The 13,660-nt window shown below is 36.7% G+C and carries 16 protein-coding genes; 7 read left to right on the top strand and 9 right to left on the bottom strand.

The features are described 5' to 3' along the window. The first annotated feature begins 314 nt into the window (after positions 1 to 314). Positions 315 to 1,691: an MATE family efflux transporter gene (locus ACVYAD_RS06540; RefSeq protein ID WP_386827703.1), complete on the top strand. Its 1,377-nt coding sequence runs from the start codon at positions 315 to 317 to the stop codon at positions 1,689 to 1,691. 62 nt (positions 1,692 to 1,753) lie between these two features. On the opposite strand, the gene ACVYAD_RS06535 is transcribed toward ACVYAD_RS06540, so the two are convergent. Continuing rightward, positions 1,754 to 2,092 (bottom strand): hypothetical protein, encoded by a 339-nt coding sequence (locus ACVYAD_RS06535; protein ID WP_349659301.1) that lies wholly within the window; start codon positions 2,090 to 2,092, stop codon positions 1,754 to 1,756. Between the two features lie 315 nt (positions 2,093 to 2,407). Further along, complete coding sequence (locus ACVYAD_RS06530; RefSeq protein ID WP_053484870.1) at positions 2,408 to 2,608, bottom strand: cold-shock protein; 201 nt, start codon at positions 2,606 to 2,608, stop codon at positions 2,408 to 2,410. 448 nt (positions 2,609 to 3,056) lie between these two features. Between ACVYAD_RS06530 and ACVYAD_RS06525 the strand changes: the two genes are divergently transcribed. Beyond that, complete coding sequence (locus ACVYAD_RS06525; RefSeq protein WP_476425341.1) at positions 3,057 to 4,109, top strand: ABC transporter ATP-binding protein; 1,053 nt, start codon at positions 3,057 to 3,059, stop codon at positions 4,107 to 4,109. A 52-nt stretch (positions 4,110 to 4,161) separates the two neighbouring features. Here ACVYAD_RS06525 and ACVYAD_RS06520 read toward each other — a convergent pair whose 3' ends face one another. After that, entirely contained in the window at positions 4,162 to 5,070 is a 909-nt protein-coding gene (locus tag ACVYAD_RS06520; protein WP_476425339.1) for a substrate-binding domain-containing protein, read from the bottom strand. A 396-nt stretch (positions 5,071 to 5,466) separates the two neighbouring features. Here ACVYAD_RS06520 and modA point away from each other — a divergent pair, with 396 nt between their 5' ends. Both modA and modB read left to right on the top strand, forming a co-directional pair. After that, the gene (modA, locus tag ACVYAD_RS06515; RefSeq protein WP_476425338.1) at positions 5,467 to 6,252 is read left to right on the top strand and encodes a molybdate ABC transporter substrate-binding protein; all 786 of its coding nucleotides are present in this window, start codon (positions 5,467 to 5,469) and stop codon (positions 6,250 to 6,252) included. A 3-nt stretch (positions 6,253 to 6,255) separates the two neighbouring features. After that, complete coding sequence (modB, locus tag ACVYAD_RS06510) at positions 6,256 to 6,912, top strand: molybdate ABC transporter permease subunit (protein WP_476425336.1); 657 nt, start codon at positions 6,256 to 6,258, stop codon at positions 6,910 to 6,912. A 111-nt stretch (positions 6,913 to 7,023) separates the two neighbouring features. Here the strand turns inward: modB and moaD are convergent, their stop codons facing one another. The 5 genes from moaD to ACVYAD_RS06485 form a co-directional block, all read right to left on the bottom strand. Next, the gene (gene moaD, locus ACVYAD_RS06505; protein WP_349659296.1) at positions 7,024 to 7,257 is read right to left on the bottom strand and encodes a molybdopterin converting factor subunit 1; all 234 of its coding nucleotides are present in this window, start codon (positions 7,255 to 7,257) and stop codon (positions 7,024 to 7,026) included. Beyond that, positions 7,250 to 7,729, bottom strand: coding sequence for a molybdenum cofactor biosynthesis protein MoaE (locus ACVYAD_RS06500; RefSeq protein WP_476425335.1), 480 nt, complete (start codon positions 7,727 to 7,729; stop codon positions 7,250 to 7,252). Before ACVYAD_RS06500 ends, moaD begins: the two co-directional genes overlap by 8 nt. Positions 7,730 to 8,034: 305 nt before the next feature. Next, positions 8,035 to 8,565 carry a molybdopterin-guanine dinucleotide biosynthesis protein B gene (mobB, locus tag ACVYAD_RS06495; protein ID WP_476425334.1) on the bottom strand — a complete coding sequence of 177 codons (531 nt, stop codon included), beginning with the start codon at positions 8,563 to 8,565 and terminating at the stop codon, positions 8,035 to 8,037. Further along, a complete protein-coding gene (locus tag ACVYAD_RS06490) occupies positions 8,526 to 9,818 on the bottom strand; it encodes a molybdopterin molybdotransferase MoeA (protein ID WP_476425333.1) in 1,293 nt (430 codons plus the stop codon). Before ACVYAD_RS06490 ends, mobB begins: the two co-directional genes overlap by 40 nt. 14 nt (positions 9,819 to 9,832) lie before the next feature. Next, positions 9,833 to 10,849: a thiazole biosynthesis adenylyltransferase ThiF gene (locus ACVYAD_RS06485; RefSeq protein ID WP_476425332.1), complete on the bottom strand. Its 1,017-nt coding sequence runs from the start codon at positions 10,847 to 10,849 to the stop codon at positions 9,833 to 9,835. Positions 10,850 to 10,969: 120 nt separating this feature from the next. Between ACVYAD_RS06485 and ACVYAD_RS06480 the strand changes: the two genes are divergently transcribed. From ACVYAD_RS06480 to moaC, 3 genes are read left to right on the top strand one after another with little or no spacing between them, the layout of a single operon-like run. Further along, positions 10,970 to 11,464, top strand: a complete 495-nt coding sequence (locus ACVYAD_RS06480) for a MogA/MoaB family molybdenum cofactor biosynthesis protein (protein WP_476425331.1) — start codon at positions 10,970 to 10,972, stop codon at positions 11,462 to 11,464. Continuing rightward, a complete protein-coding gene (locus tag ACVYAD_RS06475) occupies positions 11,461 to 12,051 on the top strand; it encodes a molybdenum cofactor guanylyltransferase (RefSeq protein WP_476425330.1) in 591 nt (196 codons plus the stop codon). The genes ACVYAD_RS06480 and ACVYAD_RS06475 overlap by 4 nt, the downstream gene beginning before the upstream one ends. Then, positions 12,044 to 12,526, top strand: a complete 483-nt coding sequence (moaC, locus tag ACVYAD_RS06470) for a cyclic pyranopterin monophosphate synthase MoaC (RefSeq protein WP_349659289.1) — start codon at positions 12,044 to 12,046, stop codon at positions 12,524 to 12,526. Before ACVYAD_RS06475 ends, moaC begins: the two co-directional genes overlap by 8 nt. A 97-nt stretch (positions 12,527 to 12,623) precedes the next feature. Here the strand turns inward: moaC and moaA are convergent, their stop codons facing one another. Beyond that, positions 12,624 to 13,640, bottom strand: coding sequence for a GTP 3',8-cyclase MoaA (moaA, locus tag ACVYAD_RS06465; RefSeq protein ID WP_476425496.1), 1,017 nt, complete (start codon positions 13,638 to 13,640; stop codon positions 12,624 to 12,626). Positions 13,641 to 13,660: the final 20 nt, after the last annotated feature.

Here is a 13,660-nt window from a genome sequence, read left to right as displayed (position 1 = left end):
GACTTCATTTTTTTCTGGTGGTACATTTACTAAACTAAATTTAAATATTTTCCAAGGGGTTGAAATTGATGAAAATAACTAAACATTAAAGGCAAGCATAAGGAAGCTTATCGCTACGAACATTTTTATGATGAAACCCCGTTTTTGGCTTATAGGGGATGCAATGACATCGGAAGTCATGTACAGAAAACGAACGGATATTAAGATCTCTAATCAAGTTTTAAGTGCGGATGGTGGGCTAATTGACCAACGCCTGCGCAAGCTATCACATATTTAAAAGGAAATGGGTTATTAAAACCCAAGAGGGCATAAAAATGGACCAACAAATTTTACATGATGATAAAAAGCTACAGAAAGCTTTTTTTAATTTTCTAATACCTGTAATGCTAGCGAATGTGCTGCAATCTTTAGGGCAAGTCTTTGGCATGTTTATAGTTGGACGTAATTTAGGAGTTGATGCGCTAGCGGCGATTTCAGCATTTTTCCCATTCTTCTTCTTTTTAATGGCATTTGCTATTGGGATTGGCTCTGGTAGCTCGATTTTAGTAGGGCAAACATATGGGGCAGGCAATCATGAGAAGATGAAGGAAGTTGTTGGGGTAACACTAGCCTTCACGACGATTATATCAATTGTCGTCGCAATTTTTGGTGGCTTTTTCATTGAATGGATTTTACGTTTTATGCAAACACCTGCAAACATTTTAGATATGAGTATTAGCTATGCTCAAATTTTATTTTTCACCCTACCGATTATGTTTTGGTATATGGTGTACACTACCTTTATGCGTGGTGTAGGTGACTCTAAAACACCTTTTCTATTTTTAGTTATAAGCGTTATTTTAAATATTGCATTCCTACCACCATTAGTTTTTGGTTGGCTTGGTCTACCTGAATTTGGCTTAAACGGTGCTGCTTATGCCTCTGTTTTATCCAATCTAGTAACGATGTTATTATTATTTGCCTACTTGCATAGAACAAAGCATATTTTGCGCCTAGACAAATCGATATTACAGCATTTTAAATTAAAGAAGGATATTTTAGCTTCATTATTAAAGTTAGCCATTCCAGCCAGCATTAGTATGGTTGCAATCTCTGTAGCAGAAATTGCTGTAATAGGCTTCGTTAATGTTTACGGCTCCAATGCTACTGCCGCTTACGGTGTTGTCAATCAAGTGGCTAGCTATGCACAGGTGCCTGCGATGAGTATCGCGATTGCGACATCTGTATTTGTGGCGCAAGCTTTAGGAGCTAACTCTACAGAAATGATTAAAAAAATTCGTCAACTAGGTGTGCTGATTAACTATATTTTAGGTGGCACGATTATTTTAATTATGTATTTATTTGCGGAGCCTATTTTATCTTTCTTTATTGATCAACAGAATACGGTACTGATTGCAAAAAATTATCTATATATTGCATTTTGGAGCTATTTAATTTTTGGCCATACACAAACAGTTTCGGCTACAATGCGAGCTACAGGTGTTGTCTTATGGCCTACAATTTTCCTAGTTATCGCGATTTGGGTAGTCGAGGTGCCATTAGCGTTTGTTTTATCGCACTACACTACATTCGAGCTAAATGGTGTTTGGTTAGCTTACCCTGCTGCCTTCTGTGTACATTTTGTATTACAATACGCTTACTTCAAGCTAGGCTGGCAAAAACGAACATTAAAAGCAATGCTAAGCGATTAATCATTAAAATTACTGTAGACAAAGCTATACATTACTTTGTCTACAGCAATTTTATAAGTATTTCAAACTTCCACAGGAGGAATTATTCCCCAAACTAATAAGAGAAAGAGTACTAAACCAATTAAAAAGAATATAACTGACGTAATAAATATCGGACCTAGTTGATAAGTGAACTTTTCCCTTTTCTGAATTATACCTGTTTGCCCACTAACTTGAGATGTAAATAACCTAGTCATAGCTCCACCACTACTCGAAAAGTAAAAACTACCCCCAGCAAAAGCTATACCAGTGAAAAACATTATCTCGATAAACCTTACGGAGAAAAATGAAGCAATAAAATACGAAATTAAAACTTCTACAATAAATGCCACTATCATAATAATTAAATTTTTACTACGCATATAAACTCTCCCCCTAAATTTTATACCCCCTATTACTTTGTATACGATCAAACAGGAATTAAGTTCCATTTTTAGTTAAATTTAATTACTATTTTTGTGCATTCTTTTTCCGTTAATAGGAAATAAATTAAATTAATGTTCGATGAGTTGAATTTTGAGATGGAATAAAAATAGGTAGTACTACCCCACTTTTCCACTTTTCCACTTTTCCACTTTTCCACTTTTCCACTTTTCCACTTTCCATCACTTCCTTTTATGCATAAAAAAAAGGCACCCTACTGAAAGGATGCCTTTTTTATGGTTACATCATTAAAATTAAAGTTTTACGATGTTTGTAGCTTGAGGTCCACGTTGACCTTCTTCTACTGAAAATTCAACTTTTTGACCTTCTTCAAGAGTTTTGAAGCCGTCACCTTGGATAGCTGAGAAGTGAGCGAATACGTCATTTCCACCTTCTACTTCGATGAAACCGAAACCTTTTTCTGAGTTAAACCATTTTACTGTACCTTGTGTCATTTGAATGACCTCCATTAATTGTATTAATTAAAATCATATTACCAAAAGAAAATTCACATATTACAAAAAGCATCAAATAAAACACGATTACTCTTTGTAATATGTGAATTTATTGTTCTCTTGAAAACGATTTTATTAATTATACTATATATAAAAAAATCGTATTTGTCTAGTGCAAAAGCTAATTTTTTTAAAATCTATTCTCAAACCAACTTACTACGATACAAAAATCAGTTCAACAAACGCATTGAAGTTGCCATTTAACACCTTTGAAGACGTTCAGCGCGAGCGTTGAATCACCTAGATTAATGAATGCTGATTCCTCTTTGAACTACTTAGCTTCTTTTTAAGATTTTGTACTGCTTTAACATCTCTATCATAATGTGTGCCACAAGAATATGTTACAATGACTTTTGTTTTAGTTATCATTTGAAATGAGGTTTAACAAATGAGTTTTATTAAGCTAATGCATGTCGAAAAAGCATACAATGCCCAGCCACCTGTATTAAAAGATATTAACATAACGATTGAAAAAGGTGAATTCTTTGTATTAGTAGGTCCGTCTGGTTCAGGTAAAAGTACACTTCTGCGCCTTATTGCTGGCTTAGATAAAATGACGACTGGCACAATACAAATAAATGGGGAAACATTAGATATGGCTTCCCCTCAAGAACGAAATTTATCAATGGTTTTCCAAAATTACGCACTATACCCACATCTAACAGTGGAGCAAAATATTTTATTTGGTTTAAAAAGAAAAGGTGTTCATAAACAAGAGCAGCAGAAACGTTTGCAAGAAAGTGTTGAATTGCTAAAGCTGACAGATTATTTACATCGAAAACCAAAAGCTTTATCCGGAGGTCAACGTCAACGTGTTGCTCTTGCACGTGCTATCGTTAGCCAATCTCCACTGTGCCTGATGGATGAGCCTTTATCCAATTTAGATGCACAATTACGAACACAAATGCGGACAGAAATCAAACAACTACAAAAAAAATTGGGCTTAACAACTATTTATGTAACCCACGATCAAACAGAAGCAATGACCATGGGGGATCGAATAATGGTTTTACATAAAGGATGTATTCAGCAAATTGGAACACCTCTAGAATTGTATAATCAACCAAAAAATTTATTTGTCGCAAGCTTTATAGGCTCTCCAGCTATAAACATGGCAAGTGCAGTTTTAGAAGATTCTACGCTCATTATTGAAAATCAATTTTATCTGAAGCTTCCAACCGATGTTTATGCACGTTTACCTCAACATACACCATTATCAGTCTGCGTTCGGCCAGAGCATCTCCAAAAAGGAGACGTTTTGCATCTTCCTATAGTAAATATTGAACAGCTAGGACATGAAACGCATATCATTGTTCGATTGGCAGATCAAACATGGACGATTAAATGGAGTGGCCAACATAGCTTTAAAATCGGAGAAACACTTTCTCTCCAGCCTCAACACCTACTATTTTTTGATGCAGAAACAGAAGTATTATTATAACTATTCCGATCAATGTAAAAAAACTTGCCTTTTCGGCAAGTTTTTTTCATTATTAAAGAGTTTCATATATTACTTGTCCCATTTGACTGACATCATAATCTCCTAAGGCGACTATTTCTGATTGGAAATCTGGTGAATTTAAAATCTCTTTTACCGTTTCAATCAGCAGTTGGTTTTCGGGAGTTTTTAATAGGACAATATCATACCGTTCTCTAACAAGTGGTATAAAGTCTACATCTATAAGTTTTGATATTTTTTCAATGCCTATTCCAATGTCTGCATTTCCATTTGCGACAGCAGAAGCTACATCGATATGGCTCATTTCTTCCTCGTTATACCCTTCAATAGAGGATGGTGATATGTGATGAATGCGTAATTGCTCATCTAGGAAAGTACGAGCACCTGAACCTTTTTCACGATTCATCAATTTGAGTGATTTAGTCTTAAAATCATCGATTGATTGAATTTGCAATGGATTTCCTTTTTTTACATAGAAACCTGCTCGGCGTGAAATCAGATTGATAAGAATATAAGAGTGACTTACAAAAATCTTTTTCAAATAAGGTGTATTATAATCCCCTGTATCACCATCGTACAAATGTAAACTAGCAATATCACTTTCCCCATTATATAGCGCCATAACACCATTAAAGCTACCTTCATGAGAGCGCAATATTTTATTGGATTGTTTTTTCTCTATATATTTTCCTAATAAGTCTAAAGCTAAGTCTTGTCCGCTAATAATAACTTTTTTGTTTGTAGAAGGAATAGTCGAGGTAGTAGTTGCTCCTGACTTGCTCTTTTGTATATATAATTGTAAATCGGTTCTATCTACGCGCATTTGTCGACCTACACGAAAAACAGGTAAATCTCCCTTTTTCACTAAATCGTAGATCGTTAATTTTGAAACCTTTAATAATTGAGCAACCTCTTCAATCGTATAGGAATGTTCATGTGACATGTAAAAAATCTCCCCTTATGATTCTATTGATTCTATAGTAACGTAATTATAATATTTTTGAACCATTACCAAAACGTGTGGTTGATTTCCGTTGCGACTGGACGCTTCGTTGCTGCCGCTTCGCAGCACGATGTTGGTCACGAAGGCGTTATCACAGGATGTGATGGTTTTAGCCTTCGTTCCTTTATTACTAATCCCCAAGGAGTCGCCCAGCCGGAACGAAGATCAACTTATTTACATAGTATACGTTTAACAAAACTCATCCACAACTTTTGGTGATGAACCATATTATTAATATCTTGAATGTTTCTAACGATTTGGTATTCCTTTTTTAGACATAACTAATTATAATTAGTTATGTCTTGTTATAACGAGTTATAAAAGGAGTATAAAAAAGTGAAAAAGTTTTATAGTTTGATAGCTTCATTGCTACTACTGGTCGGCATTTTAGCAGGCTGCGGTAACCAAGAAAGCAACAATAAAACAAAAGAACCTGTTGAATTAACGATTTCCGCAGCAGCTAGTTTACAAGAATCGTTAGAAGAGCTTCAAAAAGCCTATGAAAATGAGCACGATGCTATTAAAATTACATTTAACTTTGGTGGCTCTGGTGCTTTACAACAACAAATTTTAGAAGGTGCTCCTGTTGATCTTTTCTTTTCAGCAGCCGAAGATAAATTTGATGAGCTAGTTCAAGAAGATTTAATCAATAAAAAACAAGGAACAGATCTTTTAACGAACGAATTAGTATTAATTGTTCCTAAGAAAAATGAAAAACAGATTCAATCATTTGAAGACTTAACGAAAGCCGATAAGATAGCCATTGGTACACCAGAAACGGTTCCTGCTGGCAAGTACGGTATAGAAACATTGAAAAACATGAATCTTCTGGAACATGTAGAATCAAAAGTAGTGTATACAAAAGACGTACGACAAGTTCTTACATATACAGAAACTGAAAATGTCGATGCAGGTCTAGTTTATAAAACAGATGCTCTTGTATCAGAAAAAGTCGATGTCGTTGCTACAGCCAAAGAAGATATGCATACACCTATTATTTATCCTGTAGGTGTTATCAAAGATAGTAAGCATGCAAAAGAAGCGGAAGATTTTTATCACTATTTACAAAGTGATGAAGCGATGAACGTATTTAAAAAATATGGGTTTCAAGGGACTCATTAATAGATGAGTACTGATTTCTGGTCACCTCTAAAACTTTCTGTCGAAATAGCTCTTGTGTCAGGAATAATTGTGATAGTAACTGGTATTCTATTTGGTAAATGGATGGCAAAACGTAATTTCAAAGGAAAATTATTTCTAGAAACAGTGTTACTTTTACCACTAGTATTGCCCCCTACTGTAATAGGGTTTCTTCTAATTATTATTTTTGGTAAAAACAGTGTGCTAGGTAACTTAATAACATGGTTTTTTAACCAACCCGTTATGTTCACATGGTGGGCGGCAGTCATAGCCTCTACTGTTGTTGCATTTCCTTTAATGTATCAATCAGCAAAGACCGGCTTTGAATCTGTTGATGAGGACATTGAGAACGCTGCACGTGTTGATGGTGCAAAAGAATGGCAAATCTTTTTCTTTATTTCTATCCCTCTTGCATTAAAATCAATTGTCTCAGGTGGAATTTTAAGTTTCACACGAGCTTTAGGTGAATTCGGTGCAACCTTAATGTTTGCTGGTAACCTCCCAGGCAAAACGCAAACGACGCCACTTGCTATTTACATGGCGATTGGTTCAGGTAACATGTCACTTGCTTGGTCGTGGGTGATTTGTATGATAGGCATTTCCTTCCTTATGCTTCTGAGCGTTCATCTCATAAAGGCATAAAGTAAAACTTTAACCAGTAGAGTGTCTTCCCCTACTGACGAGCTTTTTCTGGATCAATATAATAAAAGATGTAGTCGGTTCACTAAACTGGACCAACTACATCTTTTCTTTTTATCCTCCACTAATGGGTGGAATAAACGCGACTGTATCCCCTTTTTTTACAACCGTTGCATCTGTTGCGAATTCCTCATTTACCGCTGTCATAACATGCTGTAAAGAAACTAGTGGATATTGTATTTTCATCCATTCTTTAATTTGTCCAATTGTTCTATCTGACAGGTCTACACATAATTTTGACTCGCCTATACTTTCTTGTAAGTGAGCAAATAATAATATGTTAATCACAAGATTCCTCCTCACTGATTGATGGATTTCCTTTTGGATAAGGGACATTTTCTAATTGATCACCAATCCATTCGGTCCCATCTTCCCAATACTCTTTTTTCCAAATAGGCACAATTTGTTTTATACGATCAATAGCATATTCATTTGCTTCATAGGCTATTTTACGATGTGGTGATGAAACCGCAATGACTACGGCAATATCCGAAATTTCTAAATGGCCAACACGATGTGTAATGGCTATTTTCGCTTCTGGCCATTGCTCTTGTATTTCTTTAGATATTTGTTCAAACATTTTAATAGCCATAGATGGATAGGCTTGATATTCCAAATGCAGTGTTTTCTTGCCTTTCGTCATTTCACGTACTGTTCCGATGAAAACAGTGATTGCACCAGCATTTCGATCTGTAACTTTTTGTCTAACTTCTTCAACATCAATCGGTTTATCAACGATGTCAAACAACGGTATAGTCATGAATTTCTCCTCATTTCATGTAATCAATTATGCCTCGGCATAATTGCGTCCGGAATCGGCTTTGTGCTTAGGCCTGCACGAAGCAGGTCAGTTAGCCGTTATCGCATGAATGCGATGATTTTAGGCTAACATCCCCTAAGCACTCCTTTCCGATTCTGTGACATCCGCCGGAGGCTTTGGGCCAACGTGATGTTGGTCACTCAGTCGTTGCCACAGGACGTGGCGTTCTTAAACTGAGTTCCTATATTTCAGCAGGTATATGGTTACCCGTTGAAAAATAACTTAAATCCACATTTATCTCATCACTATAAAGGTGGGAGACTTCTGATGAAAGAAATTAAAAATTCCATATATTGTGCTTTATCCTGAATTGAAAAAGTTGGATAATCTAAAGGTTTATTTAGTGGATATGTCGGCCAATAAAGAACACAGATGATATTGCTTACTTTTTGTAGCAAAGATTCATCTTCCGCCTGGCGCAAAAGAACAACCTTCGGAAAGTCTTCATTTTTATAGCCTTCTATGAAAATGATATCCATATTAAATGTTTCATAAATAGCTAGTATATCAGCAAGCTGCCAGTTACTTTGGTGAATACTCATGCGCAAAGTACCTTCTCCCTCAACTGCTGTGACACTTGCACCAGCCTTCTCATGACGAACACTATCTTTTGAACTTTCGATCATAGGGATACCACCATGACCATGGTGCTTGATTGTTCCTACACGAAAACCCTCTGTTGTGGCTTGTGTAATGAGCTGTTCCATTAACGTCGTCTTACCACTATTTTGATAGCCTACGATTTGTAGGATTTTTCGATGTTGTCCCATGGCCACTCACTTCCCTGCAAATCTTCTAACATTAAGACAACAACTTGCATTCCTTTTTCGTATCCACGTGATCCACCTGGTAATACAATAAAGGCATTAGCTTCCGCTAAAGAAGAAACCGCACTAGATTTATCAAAACCAGAAGGAACTGCAACTAATTGACCGTTTTCGAACGAAGCATTAGCACGTACAAAACGAGTAAACGGATTCGGTTTTTTAAAGTCCGCACCTAAAACAGCCTGTTCTCTTCGTAAATGTGGTTGCTTATTACCGAATGCTGTTCGAATAATAGGTCTTATAAATAGTTCAAACCCAACATAGCAAGCTGATGGATTACCTGAAAGTCCAAATAATAATGTACCATTTCGAGCCGCAACAGTTGTTACACTACCTGGTCGCATCGCCACTTTATTAAACAGTACTTGTGCGTCAATGGCTTCATAAATGGCAGGTAAGTAATCGTAATCACCTACTGATACCCCTCCTGTTGTAATCAATATATCTACTTCCTGAAGAGCTTTTTCCACAGCTTGTATACATAAATTTAACTCATCGCTAAATTTACCAAAATATTTGACGGTTGCCCCAGCACGTTCAATTTGAGCCATTATCATATAGGCATTACTATTACGAATTTTCCCTGGCTGCAAAGCATCACTTGGTTCTAACAATTCACTTCCTGTTGCAATAACGCCTACGATTGGTTTTCGAAAAACAGGTACTTGATCATAACCAAAAGTAGCAAGTAATGCGACAACGCCTGGATTGATGTATTGCCCTTTTTCAATAAGGATTGCGCCTTTTTGAACGTCCTCACCCTTATAGGAAATATTTGTTCCTGCTTCATAAGAGCGTTTAATTGACATATAGCGTTGATCGTCTTCTTCAAAAGTTTGCGTTAATTCTAGCATTACGACTGCATCACATCCGCGAGGGATAGGAGCTCCTGTCATAATGCGTACCGCTTCTCGATCACCTACTAAGCCCTCAAATACATAGCCCGCACCAATTTCCCCCACTACTTTAAAGGTTACTGGATTTTCTGAACAGGCTTCCTGACTATCGACCGAGCGAATAGCATAACCATCATATGGTGAGCGATCAAAGGCTGGTACATCTTGGTCTGCAGCAATATCTTCTGCTAAAAAACGTCCGTGTGCTTGCTGTAGTGATACGGTTTCTACTTTTTCTTGGAATGCAAACTGCATGATACGTTGAACAGCTTCCGGAACAGCAATTGGTTTTCTTTTTTCTAACATTTTAGAACACTCCTTTATCCGAATAAACGATAATAAATGGTTTTAGCCTTTTGCATATCTTTTACACCGTGAATAACAACTCGTCCATCTTGGAAAATCACTAGTCGATAATCTTCTGCTTGGCAAGATAATAAATAGGGATTTTGTTGAATATCACCATAAGGACGAAGTTGGATAGCGAGCTGATCCAAATTATAGTGAAGCGGTTTAGGTGGACGTATTTGAATAGCATCCCGACCACATAATACATTTAATTTTGTTTGATTTTCATATGACAAATACGGATAAGTCGGATTTTTCCCACAAGATGGGCAATCATGATTACGAATTTTTTCAACGTTTATTTCATAGTGTTGATTTTGCCAAACATCAAAAGTTAAATAACTTTTTCGTAATGCTTCTTCATTGCCTACTAAATACTTTAATACCTCAGCTACTTGATAAGCTGCTACGATTTGAACAGTCGGACTGATAATTCCTACAGTATCGCATGTCATTCCCGTATTGGGTATCGCTGCTAGCAAACAATGTAAACAAGGTGTTTTACCTGGTACAATCGTATAAGTAGCGCCATAACTACCAATACAAGAACCATAAACCCAAGGAGTTTGATATTTTTGTGCAAGATCGTTCATCATAAAGCGAATATCAAAGTTATCTGTTGCATCTACCATCATATCTACATCTTCAAGCAGTGAAATTAATTGCTCTGTACACGCATCAACTATATATTCGTTGATTTCTACCTCAGAGTTAATGCTTTGTAGTCTTTTTTTTGCAGCGATGACTTTAGGGACTTTTTCTTGTGCATCTTGCTCAGTATATAGTTGTTGTCTTTGTAGATTACTCCACTCTACATAATCACGATCAATAATCGTCAATTTTCCGATGCCTGCCCTTACTAGAGCCTCTGCGCTAGCACTTCCTAAAGCACCAACTCCTATCATTAGGACATGCTTTTGTTTTAGTAATAGCTGCCCTTGTTCTCCGATTGGGCTGAATAATTGTTGTCTAGAATATCTATTATGCATAAACGTTTTTGCCTTTCTTTCTATGAATTTTAGTTTGACCTTTTCATTTATAGCTTTATAATAAAAGCAATGTTTTTCAGCAAAAACAATATCAACTCTTTAAAAAGGAGGCCTTTTATCTTGCATCCTACACATAGTCAACTTCCTATACGAGCTGCCATTTTAACAGTAAGTGACACACGCACGAAGGCGGATGATCATGGTGGTCAGCGTATACAAACATTGCTTCAAGAAGCTTCATTTGAATTAGCAGACTATCAAATATCAAAAGATGAACCATTTGAAATCTCAAACCATGTACAAAAATGGTGCGCTGATTCTACCATTAATACCATTATCGTAACAGGTGGAACAGGGTTTACACCTAGAGACCAAACTTATGACACGATTCTCCCTCTTTTCGAAAAAGAAATGATGGGATTTGGTGAGTTATTTCGAACACTAAGCTATGAAGAAATCGGCCCAAAAGCTATGTTTAGTCGTGCAACAGCAGGTAGTCTCGATAAAACGGCTATCTATGTGCTACCAGGTTCCACGAATGCCGTGACACTTGCCATGACAAAACTGATTCTTCCTACTGTGCAACATTTTGTCGGTGAGTTGAATCGCATATGAAAATAGCTGGTGTTGTCTTAGCTGGCGGTCAATCTTCTCGGTATGGTCAACCGAAAATGTTTGAATTATTTGCTGGTCTGCCTTTATATAAGCAAAGTCTCATAGCCTTCAAAAAAAATCAACTACATCCTTTAATTATTGCTACGAATGCTAGCTTGCAATCGAAGTTTGTAGAAGAAGATGTCCAATGGAGCATCGAAAAACAGCCTCATCAAGGACCTCTATTTGCTTTGCATCATATCATGACAAACTTCCCAGAAGTAGAGTGGTTTTTCGTAATAGCAAGTGATATGCCTTTTATTAATGCAGAATTTGTCCAAACTATGCTAACATTTATCGATGATCGTTATGAGGCTATTGTTCCTAAACAAGCTTCGAGATTACAACCTCTTGCTGCTTTATATCGACGCAGTGCTTTACCAAAAGCACATCAATTAGTTCACCAAAACAAGCGAAGTATGAAAGCCTTGTTAGAGCAACTTCAAGTGTGTTATGTTCCCTTTGAAGACGACAGCTCAACATTTATCAATATCAATTCACAACAAGATTGGCTACAAACATTTGAAAGGAAATCTAATAATGAGTAATTTTACACACTGGAATGAAGAAGGTCGTCCTAAAATGGTCGACATTTCAGAAAAAACAAGCACAAACCGTACAGCGATCGCTCGCAGTAAAATCACGTTATCTGATGAGGTTTATGAAGCCATCCAACAAGGAGGCATAAAAAAAGGCGACCCAACTCAAGTGGCACAAATTGCTGGGATTATAGGTGCTAAAAAAACGGCTGATATTATCCCAATGTGCCATCCGATTATGTTACAAGGAACCGACCTTCAATTTGACTATACAAAAGCAGATGTTGGTTACGAACTACACATTCAAGCTACAGTGAAATGTAGTGGTAAAACAGGTGTTGAAATGGAAGCACTAACTGCTGTATCTATTGCTGCACTGACTTTTTATGATATGTGTAAAGCAGTCGACAAGTCTATGGTCATTAAAGAAACTTACCTTGTTCAAAAAACAGGCGGAAAAAGTGGTGACTTTGTGCATAAATAAACAGAAAAAATCCGGCATTGTGCCGTTTTTTTCTGCTCTTTAACTATAAGCCACTAATACTAACAAGCTAGTACCAACTAATACCACTCTATTTCGTCTAACCACCGATGTGTGACATTTCAATTTTTGAGTTTCTCCGTTTTTCCATCGTCTGTTCGTTTCGTTCATCGGAATAGCGATCTTTTCTATTTTCCCAAACATCCGAAATGCATTGGGTGATAGTTTCATCATCTTCCCCAGACCTTAACAATTCTCGTAAACTCGTTCCCTCTGTTGCAAATAAACACGTATATAAAGTTCCTTCTGCCGAAATACGGGCACGCGAACAAGTTGAGCAGAAAGAATCTGTTACAGATGATATCACGCCAATTTCACCCTTGGCATCCTCATATTGATAACGTGTAGCTACTTCCCCTTTATAATTAGGGTCGACAGGATGGAGTGGAGAAAATTGATGGACTTGGTCAACGATTTCTTTCTTCGACAGAACGTCATCTAGCCGCCAACCATTTGAATTACCGACATCCATATATTCAATAAAGCGAAGAATATGCTGTTTCTCTTTAAAATATTCTGCCATCGCAACGATATCTTGGTCATTTTTTCCTTTTTGAACAACCATATTGATCTTAACTTGTAAACCTGCTTCTGCCGCTTTTTCTATACCTTCTAATACCGCTTTCACTTTTCCGCGATGACCGTTCATCTCGAAAAAACGTTCCTCGTTTAGAGAATCTAAGCTAATAGCTACTCGTGATAAACCAGCTCTCGCCAATTCATTTGCATATTTTTTCAACAATGTGCCATTAGTCGTTAAAGCAATATCCTCTACTCCAACTATGCGATGTATACGTTCAATTAATTTTGGCAGATCACGACGTAGTAAAGGCTCACCACCAGTAATACGCACTTTTTTCACACCTAATGAAACGAAAATCTTTACTAATCGTTCGATTTCTTCAAAACTCAATATTTTATCGGACGGTAAAAAAGCATAATCAGGACCAAATACTTCTGCAGGCATGCAATATTGACAACGAAAATTACAACGGTCTGTTACTGATATCCTTAAATCTCTTAATGGTCTTTGTAGTTGGTCTCTTAGATTAGTAATTTTAATCTCTTCCTTTCATT

It is taken from the genome of Lysinibacillus sp. G1-3, assembly GCF_056322905.1.
The sequence above is the reverse complement of the archived record's forward strand: the minus strand, read 5'-3'. Positions and strand labels throughout refer to the sequence as shown.

Bases quoted from the DNA above. Each gene is read 5' to 3' on its own strand.
- ACVYAD_RS06535 (WP_349659301.1), bottom strand. From the start codon at position 2,092: ATGCGTAGTAAAAATTTAATTATTATGATAGTGGCATTTATTGTAGAA.
- ACVYAD_RS06540 (WP_386827703.1), top strand. From the start codon at position 315: ATGGACCAACAAATTTTACATGATGATAAAAAGCTACAGAAAGCTTTT.
- ACVYAD_RS06525 (WP_476425341.1), top strand. From the start codon at position 3,057: ATGAGTTTTATTAAGCTAATGCATGTCGAAAAAGCATACAATGCCCAG.
- ACVYAD_RS06500 (WP_476425335.1), bottom strand. From the start codon at position 7,729: ATGACTATACCGTTGTTTGACATCGTTGATAAACCGATTGATGTTGAA.
- ACVYAD_RS06530 (WP_053484870.1), bottom strand. From the start codon at position 2,608: ATGACACAAGGTACAGTAAAATGGTTTAACTCAGAAAAAGGTTTCGGT.
- moaC (WP_349659289.1), top strand. From the start codon at position 12,044: ATGAGTAATTTTACACACTGGAATGAAGAAGGTCGTCCTAAAATGGTC.
- ACVYAD_RS06475 (WP_476425330.1), top strand. From the start codon at position 11,461: ATGAAAATAGCTGGTGTTGTCTTAGCTGGCGGTCAATCTTCTCGGTAT.
- ACVYAD_RS06485 (WP_476425332.1), bottom strand. From the start codon at position 10,849: ATGCATAATAGATATTCTAGACAACAATTATTCAGCCCAATCGGAGAA.
- ACVYAD_RS06520 (WP_476425339.1), bottom strand. From the start codon at position 5,070: ATGTCACATGAACATTCCTATACGATTGAAGAGGTTGCTCAATTATTA.
- ACVYAD_RS06490 (WP_476425333.1), bottom strand. From the start codon at position 9,818: ATGTTAGAAAAAAGAAAACCAATTGCTGTTCCGGAAGCTGTTCAACGT.
- modB (WP_476425336.1), top strand. From the start codon at position 6,256: ATGAGTACTGATTTCTGGTCACCTCTAAAACTTTCTGTCGAAATAGCT.